We start from the raw sequence: 11,846 nt of genomic DNA on the forward strand, positions 1-11,846 counted from the left end.
ACCGACAACGGGAGGCCGCGCGGTGGCGGAGACCTCGGACATCAGAACCCCGGCCGAGATCGAGGCGGACATCAAGCGCCGCCGCGACAACCTCGCCGAGACGCTCGACGAGATCGGCGTCCGCGTGCACCCCAGGACGATCGTGGGCGACGCCAAGGCCAAGGTCGTCTCGAACATCGACCACACCCTCGGCAAGGCCTACGTCTCGGTCAACCGAGTCGTCAGCGACGTCAGGGGTCAGTTCGTCGACGAGGACGGGGCGCCCCGGGTCGAGCGCATCGTGCCGGTGGCCCTCGTGGTCGTCGGTGTCGTCGGCCTCCTCGCCCTCGGCACCCGGCGCCGCAGGTCCTGACGCGGACAGAGGCGCGGGCCGGGACGAGGACGGGGACGAAGGCAGGTAGGTTCGGGGCGTGAGCGAGAAGACCCAGCACGACGACAAGCTGCCCATCCGGATGCTGCACGACCGCGTGCTCGTGCGGCAGGACACCGCCGAGGGCGAGCGGCGTTCCGGCGGCGGCATCCTGATCCCCGCGACCGCGGCCGTGGGCCGGCGCCTCGCCTGGGCCGAGGTCGTGGCGGTCGGCCAGAACGTGCGGACCGTCGAGCCCGGCGACCGTGTCCTCTACGACCCGGAGGACCGCGCGGAGGTCGAGGTCCGGGGTGTCGCGTACGTCCTGATGCGCGAGCGCGACCTGCACGCCGTGGCCGCGGACCGGTTCGAGGGGTCGGAGGACTCCACCGGCCTGTATCTCTGAACCATCTCTGCATCATCTTTGAATCATTGCTTTGACGGGCGTGAGGGGCTGGTGACCATGATCACCAGCCCCTCACGCCTTCGTTTTGCTACCTTTGACGGAACCCGACGAGACGCGCCGTACCGGGATCCGCAAAGACGACGCACCCCGATTCCGCTCATGGATCACGGAGGTGCCCTCATGGCCTGGGTTCTGCTCGTCGTCGCCGGACTGCTGGAGGTCGGCTGGTCGATCGGCATGAAGTACACCGACGGCTTCACCCGGCCGCTGCCCAGCGTGCTCACCGGCGCCGGGATCGTCGCCAGCATGCTGCTGCTCTCGCACGCCGCGAGGACGCTCCCCATCGGTACCGCGTACGGCGTGTGGGTGGGGATCGGTGCGGCCGGGGCGGCGGTGTGCGGCATGGTGTGGCTGGGGGAGCCGGCCACCGCCGCCCGGATCTTCTTCGTGTGTCTGCTGCTCGTGGCCGTGGTGGGGTTGAAGGCCACCTCCGGCCACTGAGCAGCCCCGGTCAACCGAACGGCCCCACCGAGGTGTCGCCTCCCGTGGTGGCCCCGCCGTCCGTCGTACCGCCGTCGGTGGTGGGGCCCCCGGTGGAGCCTGTGCCTCCGTCGGTCGTGGCACCGCCCGTCGACGTGGCGCCGCCGTCCGTCGAGGTGCCGCCGGTGGACGTGGTACCTCCGTCCGTCGCCGTGCCGCCCGTGGACGTCGTGCCGCCGTCCGTGGTGGGCGTGCCGCCGGTGGTGGTGCCGTTGCCGGTGTCGTCGTCGGACGGTCCGCCGGTCTCCTCGTCGCCCGTGGCGCCGCCGGTCTCCTCGTCGCCGGTGGCCCCCGGCTCGTCGGCGGGCGTGCTCGGCGGGGTGTAGACGACGTCGGCGCCGACCTGGAGGTCGAGGTCGAACTGCTTGACCTTCTTGCCCTTCAGGGCGGTCTTGGTGAACTGCGCCCAGATGTCGGTGGGCGCCCCGCCGCCGTTGACGCGTTGCAGACCCATCGCGCCGTACAGGGGCTTGTGGGCGCCCGTCTTGGGGTCCTGGCCCATGACGGAGACGACGGTGGCGAGGTCGGGGGTGTAGCCGGCGAACCAGGCGGCCTTGTCCTCCTCGGCGGTGCCGGTCTTGCCGGCGACCGGGTGGCCGGAGGCCTGCGCGGCGGTGGCGGTGCCGCTCTGGACGACGCTCTGCAGCACGGAGGTGGTGGTGTCGGCGGCCTGGCGGCTGACGGCCTGGGTGGACTCCGTGGAGGGCAGGTCGACCGCCTGGCCGTCCTTGCTGATCTTCTCGATCATCGTGTACGTGCCGTGCCGGCCGTGGTTGGCGAGCGTGGCGTACACCTCGGCCATGTCCAGGACGCTCGCGGTGGCGGTGCCCAGGGCGATGGAGGGGTACGGGTTCATGTCCGGGGTGTTCTTGGGCAGGCCGAGGTCGATCGCGGTCTTCTCGACCTTCTCGGGGCCCACGTCCACGGCCATCTGCGCGTACACCGAGTTCACCGAGCTCTGGGTGGCCTGGCGGACCGTGATGTTGCCGTAGTTGACGTAGTCCTCGTTCTCGGGGGCGTACGCCGGGCCGGGCCAGCCCACGACGGGGCGCTTGTTGGTGCCGTCGTAGACGGTGTTGGGGGTGATCGCCTGGCCGCTCTGGGTGTTGGAGGAGTTGTCCACGGCGGAGGCGAACACGATGGGCTTGAAGATGGAGCCGTCCTGGAAGTCACGGCGGGTCGCGTTGTTCACGTACTGCTTGGTGTAGTCGATGCCGCCGTACATCGCGATGACCTTGCCGGTCTTCGGGTCGATGGAGACGCCGCCGGCGCGGACGTATTTGTCGGCCTTGCGGTTCTTCTTGTCGAGCTTGTCCATCAGCTGGTCGTCGACGGCCTTGATGAAGGCGTCCTGCATCTTGGGCTGGATGGTGGTGGTGATGCGGTAGCCACCGCCGTTCTCCAGCGCCTTCTCGTCGATGATCTTGTGCTCGATGAGGTACGACTTGATGGCCTCGACGAGGTAGCCGCGCTGGCCGGAGAAGGCGGTGGAGGTGGTGGCCTGCTTCGGCATCGGGAACTTCGCACCGGTCCGCTCGGACTGCTTGAGCCAGCCCTCCTTGACCATGCCGTCGAGGACGTAGTTCCAGCGGGCGAGCGCCGCCTTCTTGTTCTCGGGGTGGGCGACGACGTCGTACATGCTGGGCGCGTTGACCAGGGCGGCGAGGTAGGCGCCCTGCTCGGCGGTGAGTTCGTCGGCGTCGATGCCGTAGTAGGCCTGGGCGGCGGCCTGGATGCCGTAGGCGTTGCGGCCGAAGAAGCTGGTGTTGAGGTAGCCCTCCAGGATCTCGTCCTTGGTCACCTCGCGGTCCAGCTTGATGGAGATGAAGAACTCCTTCGCCTTGCGCGTGACGGTCTGGTCCTGGGCCAGGTAGTAGTTCTTCACGTACTGCTGGGTGATCGTCGAGCCGGACTGCTTGCCCTTGCCGGTGGCGGTGTTCCAGCCGGCGCGGAGCATGGCCTTGAGGTCGATGGCCGGCTCGGAGTAGAAGTCGCGGTCCTCGGCGGCCAGTACGGCGCGCTGGGCCTCCTTGGAGACCTTCGACAGCGGGACGTTCTCGCGGTTGACCTCGCCGTCGCGGGCGATCTGGGAGCCGTCGGCGTAGAGGTAGACGTTGCTCTGCTTGGTCGCGAACGCGTTCGCCTTGGGGATGTGGACCATGTTGTAGCCGAGCACGAAGGCGCCGACGATCAGCATGAGTCCGATGACGAAGGCGCCGAGCACCATGCGCCAGGTGGGGAACAGTCGTCTCCAGCCGGTGCGCTTGGGCCGCTTGCCCTTCTTGGCCTTGCCGCCCCCGGCCTGGGGAGCGGGGGAGACGGCGGGCACGGCGGCGGGTGCCGGGGCCGGTGCCGGGGCGGCGGCCTTCGTGGCGGAGACGACGCCCAGGGCCTGGGTCGGCGTGTCACCCCCGGCCCCCGCGGACGCCGCGGCGGGCTTGCGGCCCGGGGTGATGGCGAGGGTGGTGGTGGGGGTGTCGTCCCCGGCTCCGGCCGCCGTTCGGGGGGCGGCGCCGACGGAGCCGCCCTCCGCGGTCGCGCCGGCGGCCTTGGCGGCCCTGGCCGCCCGAGCGGCTCTGGCCGCCCTGGCGTCGGGGACGCCGGCGGCGCTGCCACCGCTGCCGGCCGCGGGGCTGCCGGCGGCACCGGCGACGGACTTGCCGTCGAAGCCCGGGGCCTTGGCCTCCGGCGTACGGCCGGATCCCGAGCCGGGCTTCCCCCCGGGCGCCGAGCCGGAGGGAGCCGAGCCGGACTTCCCACCGGATGCCGCGCCGGACTGCGCGCCGGCCTGCCGACCGGATGCCGCGCCGGACTGCGCGCCCGGCTCACGCCCAGGTGCCGCGCCGGGCCGTCCACCGGACGTCGCACCGGACTGTGCACCGGCCTGCCGACCGGCCGCCGCGCCGGACTGCCCACCAGGCACACCGCCGGTCACGGCGCCGGAGCTCCCGCCGGCCGCCGAGCCGGACTGTGCGCCCGGCTTACCGCCGGACGCACCCCCGGCCGGACCGGACCGGCTGTCGGACCGTCCACCGAACGCCGAGCCGGACTGCCCGCCAGGCCTCCCGCCACCAGCCGCGCCGGACTGCCCACCTGGCGCACCGGACTGCCCACCCGGCGCACCGGACTGCCTTCCGCGCTGCCCGCCGACCGCCGAGCCGGACTGTCCGCCGGATGCCGAGCCGACCGCCGAGCCGGACTGTCCGTCAGAAGCCGGACCGGAGCCACCCGACGACTCCCCGGCCGCCGCGCCCGACCGTCCCCCGGTCGGCCCAACGGACCGTCCGTCCCGCCCCCCGCCGGGCGTCGTGCCCGGTCGCTCGGTGGACGGCGTGCCGGGCTTCCCGGTGGACGCTGCGTCGGACCCCCCGGTGGACGCCCCGTCAGGCTTCCCCGGGGACGCCGCGGCGCCCCCGCGCGGGGCGGCCGTGTCGGGCCTCCCCTTCGGGCTGTCGCCCGGTGCCGGGCCGGGTCGGCCGTCGGTGTTCCCCTTGGCGGCGTGGTCGCCGGACCCCGGAGTCGTGCCCGGAGTGCGTCGCTCCGGGTCTCTCGGTGTCCAGCCCGGGCCGTTCCGCTTCGGCTGCGGCTCGTCGCTCATCGTGCTGCCGTGCTCCTGTTTTCGCGTCGTACGTTCATTTCCGTACGGACTCGTACGCTTTGCGCCCACTCCGGGTCGGTTCTGCACCCCGGAGTAAGACTCCCGTTCCGCTCGATCCGTTCCCGGATCCCGGTACGTGCCCCGCACACCACAACGAGCACCACCGTCCGCCCCCGAAAACGCGTGGCAGGCCCCTCCGGCCGCGGACTAGGCTTCTTCGCTTCGGCCCGAATCGGTCCAGGCCTCGGCCTTTCGCCTAACTCTTCGCAGCGGATGGGAGTTTCCTCGTGGGCACAGGGCGGTTGTACGCCGCCGTCGCCGCCGGTGGTTTCAGGCGGTACGCGACATATCGGGTGGCCACCGCCGCGGGAGTGTTCACCAACACCGTCTTCGGCTTCATCCTCGCATACACCTACCTGGCGCTCTGGCACGAGAAGCCCCACCTCGGCGGCTACGACCAGGCGCAGGCCCTCACCTATGTCTGGGTCGGTCAGGCCATGTTCGCGGTGATGGTACTGGGCAGCGTCGGCTTCGAGGAGGAGGTGATCGAGCGGATCCGGACCGGGGACATCGCGGTCGACCTGTACCGGCCCGTCGACCTCCAGCTGTGGTGGCTCGCCGCCGACCTCGGCCGGGCCCTGTTCCAGCTGCTCGGACGCGGTGTCGCCCCCATGGTGTGCGGCGCCCTCTTCTTCGACCTGGCCCTGCCCGACGGCCCGCTGCCCTGGCTCGCCTGTCTCGTCGCGGTCGCCCTGGGGGCCCTCGTCAGCTTCGCGATCCGGTACATCGTCGCGCTGTCGGCGTTCTGGCTCCTCGACGGCGCCGGAGCGATGCAGATCACCTGGCTCACCGGAGTCTTCTTCTCCGGGATGCTCCTCCCGCTGAGCGTCTTCCCCGGCGCGCTCGGCGACCTCGCACGCCTCCTGCCCTGGTCCGCGCTGCTCCAGGCCCCGGCGGACGTCCTGCTGGGCGAGGCCGACCCCTGGGGGACGTACGCCTTCCAGCTCGCGTGGGCGGCGGTGCTGCTGGCGGTCGGTCGGCTGATCCAGTCGGTGGCGACGCGGAAGGTCGTGGTCCAGGGTGGCTGACGTCGACGAGCGCCCCGTCGCGGGCGCCGAGCGGGAGAACCCGTTCGACGAGTACGGCACGTACAGCCGGGTCCGCGACGGGCTGCGCGCCTACCGCATGATCGCCGCCATGTGGATCCGCTCCACGATGGCCTACCGCGCGTCCTTCGCGATGACCACCTTCGGGAACTTCGCGGCGACCTCCTTCGACTTCGTCGCGATCCTGCTGATGTTCTCGCAGGTCGACGAGTTGGGCGGGTTCACCCTGCCCGAGATCGCCCTGTTCTACGGCACCTCCGGCGTCGCCTTCGGCCTCGCGGATCTGATGATCGGCTCGATGGACCGGCTCGGCCGCCGGATCCGGGACGGCACGCTGGACACCCTCCTCGTCCGCCCCGTACCGGTGCTCGCCCAGGTCGCCGCCGACAAGTTCGCGCTGCGCCGCCTCGGCCGGATCACCCAGGGCCTGTTCGTCCTCGGATACGCCCTGACCACGCTCGACATCGCGTGGACACCGGTCAAGGTGCTGATGATCCCGCTGATGGTGGGCAGCGGCGGACTGATCTTCGCGGCGGTGTTCGTCGGGGGCGCGGCCTTCCAGTTCGTCGCCCAGGACGCCTCCGAGGTGCAGAACGCCTTCACGTACGGCGGCGCGACACTGCTGCAGTACCCCCCGGCCCTCTTCGCCAAGGACCTGCTGTGCGGTGTGACCTTCGTCCTGCCGCTCGCCTTCGTCAACTGGGTGCCGGGGCTGTACGTCCTGGGCCGTCCCTACCCCCTCGACCTGCCGGCCTGGCTGGCCTTCGCACCGCCGCTGGTCGGTGTGGCCTGCTGTGCGCTGGCGGGGGTCGCGTGGCGGGCGGGGCTGCGTTCGTATCGGAGTACGGGGAGTTAGGGAGCCAGGCGTGGAGTCAGGTGTGACGGACAGCGGGTTCATCGAACTCGACCAGGTGGAGAAGGTCTTCGACGTCCGGAAGAAGACAGGGTTCCTGCGGCGGGAGCGGCGTGAGGTGCGGGCGGTCGACTCGATCTCCTTCACGGTGGCGCGGGGCGAGATGGTCGGCTACATCGGGCCGAACGGCGCCGGGAAGTCGACGACGATCAAGATGCTGACCGGCATCCTGACGCCGAGCGGGGGCCGGCTGCGGGTCGCCGGCATCGACCCGTCCCGCGAGCGGACGCGGCTGGCCCGGCGCATCGGGGTGGTGTTCGGGCAGCGTACGACCCTGTGGTGGGACCTGCCGCTCATCGACTCCTACCGCCTGATGCACCGCATGTACCGCATCCCCGACGCCCGGTACCGCGAGAACCTCGACCGCTGCGTCGAACTGCTCGAACTGGGCGACCTGCTGGACGTACCCGTGCGGCAGCTCTCGCTCGGCCAGCGGATGCGCGGGGACATCGCGGCGGCCCTGCTGCACGACCCCGAGGTGCTGTACCTGGACGAGCCCACGATCGGGCTCGACGTCATCAGCAAGGCCAAGGTCCGGGAGTTCCTCAGGGAGCTCAACACCGAGCAGGGCACGACCGTGCTGCTGACCACGCACGACCTCCAGGACATCGAGCAGCTGTGCCGCCGGGTGATGGTCATCGATCACGGGCGCCTGATGTACGACGGGCCGCTGACCGGGCTGCACGAGGTGGGCGAGAGCGAGCGGACCCTCGTCGTCGACCTGGAGCGCGAACTGCCGCCGATCGAGGCCGCGCCCGCCCGGGTCGTCCGGGTGGAGGGCCCCCGGCAGTGGCTCGCCTTCCCGGCGTCGGAGTCGGCGGCCCCGCTGGTGGCGCGGATCGCCTCGGAGTATCCGCTGGTGGACCTGTCGGTGCGCGAGCCGGACATCGAGGCAGTGATCGCCCAGATGTACGCGCAACAGGCCGAGCGGGTGGGGGAGCCGGAACAGGCCGTGTCATAGCCCGGCGCGAGGGTTCCTCGTACGCTGATCCGTATGACGGACGACCTGCCGGATGTTCCGGCCGCCGCGGATCTTCGTGCCTCCGACGCCGATCGTGAACGAGTCTCCGAGCAGTTGCGGGACGCCCTCGCGGAGGGGCGGCTCGACATGGAGGAGTTCGAGGAGCGGCTGGACGCGACGTACAAGGCGCGGACGTACGGCGAGTTGGCGCCGATCACCCGGGATCTGCCCGGCGCGGGAGCCGTGGCCCCGCCGGCGCTCGTGTCGCCGCCGTCCGTGTCGCTGGTCAAGGGGCCTGCGGGGGAGGCGAGTTGGCCCGAGCGGATCGTCGGCGGCGACGGGACGTCCACCTGGGGCGTGGCGGTGCTGTCCGGGTTCGAGCGCAAGGGGCGGTGGACCGTGCCCGAGCGGTTCGACTGCTTCGCGTTCTGGGGCGGCGGTGAACTGGACCTGCGGGACGCGAACTTCGCTAGCCGCGAGGTCACGATCAACTGCGTGGTGATCATGGGTGGGATCAACGTGGTCGTGCCGCCCGGCGTCGAGGTGGTCGTCCGGGGCGTCGGGATCATGGGCGGCTTCGACCACGGCCAGGAGGGCGTGCCGGGTGAGCCCGGCGCGCCCCGCGTGATCATCACCGGCTTCGCGTTCTGGGGCGGGGTCGGTGTGGAGCGGAAGGTGCCGAAGGCGGAGCGCCAGCGGTTGAAGGAGGCGCGGCGGCAGGAGCGGCTGGAGCGCCGGCGGGCCCGCCGCGAACTGCACGCCTCCCATCGCGACCACACGCACGAGGCGCACCGCGAGGCCATGGACCAGATCAGGGACGCGGTGCGCTCGCGGCGCGAGGAGGAGCGGGAACGGCGGCGGAGACGGGAGCGGTAGGCCGGCCGCCGGACGCCGGACGTGGTCGCGCCGCGGCCGGTCGCGCGGTTCCCCGGGACCGGACCGGGCCGGGCCACGGCTCCGGCCCAGGCCCCCGGCTTACAGCTCCGCCGGTGCCGCGCCCTTCAGTTTCTCCAGGTCGAAGACGTCCGCCATCCGCTCGTACCCCTTGTCGCTCGGGTGGAGGTGGTCGCCCGAGTCGTAGTCGGGGCGCAGGCGGCGGGGGGCGTAGGGGTCGCGCAGGGCCTTGTCGAAGTCGACGTAGGCGTCGTAGACCTGGCCGGAACGGATCTGGGCGTTGATGGCCTGGCGGACGGATTCGCGCTGGTCGGAGTAGCCGCGGTGGCCGTGGAAGGGCATGAGGGTGGCGCCGACCACCCGCAGGCCGCGGGCGTGGGCCCGGTCGACGAGCCGGCGCAGGCCCGCGGTGATGGCGTCGGGGTCGGCCCGGCCGGGGTTCTTCAGGATGTCGTTGACGCCGAGGTCGATCACGACGGCCTTGACGCCCGTGCGGCCGAGGACGTCGCGCTGGAAGCGGGCGAGGCCGCTGGGGTTCTCGGCGGGGCGGCCGTAGCCGTCGGTGAGGACGCGGTTGCCGCTGATGCCCTCGTTGACCACGCTGTAGCGGGGCGCGTCCGAGGAGCCGGTGGCGGCGCGCAGGCGGCCGGAGAGGACGTCGGTCCAGCGCCGGTTCTCGCCGACCGTGGAGGTGACGCCGTCGGTGAGCGAGTCGCCGAGGACCACGACCGTGCCGTCGGACTCGTTGCTCAGGACGTCCAGGGCGGTGACGTAACGCCAGTGCAGGGACTGTGTGGTGTACGGCTCCCCGGTGACGTCCTCGGCCCGGTCGCCCTCGGCGGTGTACGAGATCTGCCGGGCGTGCGCGTGGTAGGTCGCGGGGCCGGAGGGCGTGGGGGAGTAGGTGGTGATCAGTACGTCGCCGTCGTGCGGGATGGCCACCCGTACGGCGTCGCTCACCACCTGCTGTCCCGGCGGGACGACGACCGTCGGGTTGCCGGCGAAGGTGAGCCGGCGCATGGTGTCGGCCGCCGCGGCCGGGGTGTCCGTCGAGGCGGCCACGGCGAGCGAGGCGTGGGTGATGGTCAGCGGCTGCTGGCCGTAGAGGTTGGACAGGGTGACGCGGGCACTCGTACCGGCGGCGGTCGTGTGCACCACGTTGCGCACCGAGCGGCCGGCGAGGCCGTCCTGCTCGGTGCCCGGCTCGGAGCCGCTCGGCGACGCGGCCCAGGCGCCGACCCAGACGCCGGTGGAGGCGGGGGCGGCGCTGTTGTGGGGCGCGCGGGCGAAGGTCTCCTGCCGGGGGGTGCCGTGGTCGGTGCCGACACCGGTGTATATCGCGGCCGAGATCGCCACGACCAGGGCGGCGACGGCCGCCAGAAGTGCATAACCGTGACGCTTGGTCATGCGGTGGGTTACTCCTCGGGCTGTGGAGCCCGGGGGCTCCGATGTGATCACCCCATGATGCGGCATGGGATGGGGGTTGCTTGCGTGAACCCCCATCGGTTCCCCCGCCCGGACAGACGCGGGGAACTCCTGTTTCGTTCCAGGAGTAGGTCTCGGTAGGCCTATGGAGTACGTCACCAAGAGTCGCAGCGCCGGGGAAGGCGTCGAAGAACGGACAATGTGTACGGGGGACAGGAACGGGTGGAGCGAATGAACCGTACGGAAGCGGAACAGGCAGAACCCGCAGAGCCCGCGGAACCGGCCGGAGGGGCCCGGCGGGCGGCGGAGGCGGCCGGTGCCCCCGCGCGCGCCTCGCACCGCACCATGACCACGTTCAGCGCCGCCGACGAGGAGAAACAGCGGGGCGTGCGGCAGATGAAGCTCATCGCCGCCGGGCTGCTGCTCTTCGTGGCCGTGGTGTACGTGCTGGCCAAGTGGGCCTCGCACGAGGGCGCGGGCGCCTGGGCCGGATATGTCGCGGCGGCCGCCGAAGCGGGCATGGTGGGCGCGCTCGCCGACTGGTTCGCCGTGACCGCGCTGTTCCGGCATCCGCTCGGACTGCCCATCCCGCACACCGCGATCATCCCCACCAAGAAGGACCAACTGGGCGTCTCGCTCGGTGAGTTCGTCGGTGAGAACTTCCTCTCCCAGGACGTCGTACGGCAGCGGCTGCGGGCCGTCGGCATCGGCAGCCGGCTCGGTGCCTGGCTCGCCGAACCGCAGAACGCCGACCGGGTGACGGCCGAACTGGCGACCGCCCTGCGGGGCGCGCTGACCGTGCTGCGCGACTCGGACGTGCAGGCCGTGGTCGGGGAGGCGATCACCCGGCGGGCCAACGCCCAGGAGATCGCGCCCGGTATCGGCAAGATGCTGGAGAAGATCGTCACGGACGGCGGCCACCGGCGGATCGTGGACCTGATCTGCGCCCGCGCCCAGAACTGGCTGATACTGCACGACGAGCAGGTCATGGACGCGGTCGAGGGCGGAGCCCCCGGCTGGACCCCGCGGTTCGTCGACCGGCGCATCGGCGAGCGGGTCTACAAGGAGCTGCTGCGTTTCACCACCGAGATGCGCGACTCGCCCACCCATCCGGCGCGTGGCGCCCTGGACCGCTTCCTCACCGACTTCGCCACCGACCTCCAGTCCGACACGGAGACCCGGGCACGCGTGGAGCGGCTGAAGGGCGAGGTCCTCGGCCGGGGCGAGGTCCAGGACCTCATCGCCTCCGCCTGGACGGCCGTACGGTCGATGATCGTGTCCGCGGCCGAGGACGAGCGCAGCGAGCTGCGGCTGCGGGTCCGCTCGTCCCTGCTGTCGCTGGGCACCCGGATGGCCACCGAACCGAGCGCGCAGGACAAGCTCGACAAGTGGATCGAGGGGGCGGCGGTGCATGTCGTCACCACCTACCGCGCGGAGATCACCTCCCTGATCACCGAGACCGTCGCGGGCTGGGACGCCGAGCACACCACCAGGAAGATCGAGGCCAACATCGGCCGCGACCTGCAGTTCATCCGGATCAACGGCACGGTCGTGGGCTCCCTGGCGGGCCTGCTGATCTACACGGTGTCGCGGGCGCTGGGGGCGTAGGAGGCGGTGGGAGCACGGGCGCTCCGCCGGCGGTCGGGGCGTAGTT

At 71.7% G+C, this 11,846-nt stretch carries 10 protein-coding genes and 1 riboswitch; of the genes, 8 read left to right on the forward strand and 2 right to left on the reverse strand.

The features are described from left to right. Window positions 1-22: 22 nt before the first annotated feature. The 3 genes from ACWCRJ_RS16310 to ACWCRJ_RS16320 all read left to right on the forward strand — a co-directional run bounded on the left by ACWCRJ_RS16310 (window position 23) and on the right by ACWCRJ_RS16320 (window position 1,256). Window positions 23-352 (forward strand): DUF3618 domain-containing protein, encoded by a 330-nt coding sequence (locus ACWCRJ_RS16310; RefSeq protein ID WP_450939890.1) that lies wholly within the window; start codon window positions 23-25, stop codon window positions 350-352. Between the two features lie 58 nt (window positions 353-410). Further along, on the forward strand, window positions 411-755 hold the full coding sequence (locus ACWCRJ_RS16315; protein WP_005486682.1) for a GroES family chaperonin: 345 nt from the start codon (window positions 411-413) through the stop codon (window positions 753-755). Window positions 756-841: 86 nt separating this feature from the next. Further along, window positions 842-902: riboswitch (guanidine-III (ykkC-III) riboswitch) on the forward strand. A 33-nt stretch (window positions 903-935) separates the two neighbouring features. Next, on the forward strand, window positions 936-1,256 hold the full coding sequence (locus ACWCRJ_RS16320) for a DMT family transporter (protein WP_020115549.1): 321 nt from the start codon (window positions 936-938) through the stop codon (window positions 1,254-1,256). A 10-nt stretch (window positions 1,257-1,266) separates the two neighbouring features. Here the strand turns inward: ACWCRJ_RS16320 and ACWCRJ_RS16325 are convergent, their stop codons facing one another. Further along, entirely contained in the window at window positions 1,267-4,230 is a 2,964-nt protein-coding gene (locus ACWCRJ_RS16325; RefSeq protein ID WP_450939891.1) for a transglycosylase domain-containing protein, read from the reverse strand. Between the two features lie 950 nt (window positions 4,231-5,180). Between ACWCRJ_RS16325 and ACWCRJ_RS16330 the strand changes: the two genes are divergently transcribed. Genes ACWCRJ_RS16330 through ACWCRJ_RS16345 form a run of 4 tightly spaced genes read left to right on the forward strand, consistent with a single transcriptional unit; the run spans window position 5,181 to window position 8,749 of the window. Then, window positions 5,181-5,981 (forward strand): ABC transporter permease, encoded by an 801-nt coding sequence (locus ACWCRJ_RS16330; protein ID WP_450939892.1) that lies wholly within the window; start codon window positions 5,181-5,183, stop codon window positions 5,979-5,981. Continuing rightward, complete coding sequence (locus ACWCRJ_RS16335; protein WP_450939893.1) at window positions 5,974-6,855, forward strand: ABC transporter permease; 882 nt, start codon at window positions 5,974-5,976, stop codon at window positions 6,853-6,855. The genes ACWCRJ_RS16330 and ACWCRJ_RS16335 overlap by 8 nt, the downstream gene beginning before the upstream one ends. A gap of 10 nt (window positions 6,856-6,865) precedes the next feature. Further along, window positions 6,866-7,873 (forward strand): ABC transporter ATP-binding protein, encoded by a 1,008-nt coding sequence (locus ACWCRJ_RS16340; RefSeq protein WP_450939894.1) that lies wholly within the window; start codon window positions 6,866-6,868, stop codon window positions 7,871-7,873. Between the two features lie 33 nt (window positions 7,874-7,906). Beyond that, on the forward strand, window positions 7,907-8,749 hold the full coding sequence (locus ACWCRJ_RS16345; protein ID WP_450939895.1) for a DUF1707 SHOCT-like domain-containing protein: 843 nt from the start codon (window positions 7,907-7,909) through the stop codon (window positions 8,747-8,749). A 99-nt stretch (window positions 8,750-8,848) separates the two neighbouring features. Here the strand turns inward: ACWCRJ_RS16345 and ACWCRJ_RS16350 are convergent, their stop codons facing one another. Beyond that, a complete protein-coding gene (locus ACWCRJ_RS16350) occupies window positions 8,849-10,174 on the reverse strand; it encodes an SGNH/GDSL hydrolase family protein (protein ID WP_450939896.1) in 1,326 nt (441 codons plus the stop codon). Between the two features lie 249 nt (window positions 10,175-10,423). On the opposite strand from ACWCRJ_RS16350, the gene ACWCRJ_RS16355 reads away from it, so the two are divergent. Further along, complete coding sequence (locus ACWCRJ_RS16355; RefSeq protein ID WP_450939897.1) at window positions 10,424-11,800, forward strand: DUF445 domain-containing protein; 1,377 nt, start codon at window positions 10,424-10,426, stop codon at window positions 11,798-11,800. Window positions 11,801-11,846 lie beyond the last annotated feature (46 nt).

Source organism: Streptomyces sp. NPDC002324, from assembly GCF_053593335.1.

Coding starts and splice junctions, on each gene's coding strand:
- ACWCRJ_RS16320 (WP_020115549.1), top strand. CDS start 936: ATGGCCTGGGTTCTGCTCGTCGTCGCCGGACTGCTGGAGGTCGGCTGG.
- ACWCRJ_RS16350 (WP_450939896.1), bottom strand. CDS start 10,174: ATGACCAAGCGTCACGGTTATGCACTTCTGGCGGCCGTCGCCGCCCTG.
- ACWCRJ_RS16355 (WP_450939897.1), top strand. CDS start 10,424: ATGAACCGTACGGAAGCGGAACAGGCAGAACCCGCAGAGCCCGCGGAA.
- ACWCRJ_RS16345 (WP_450939895.1), top strand. CDS start 7,907: ATGACGGACGACCTGCCGGATGTTCCGGCCGCCGCGGATCTTCGTGCC.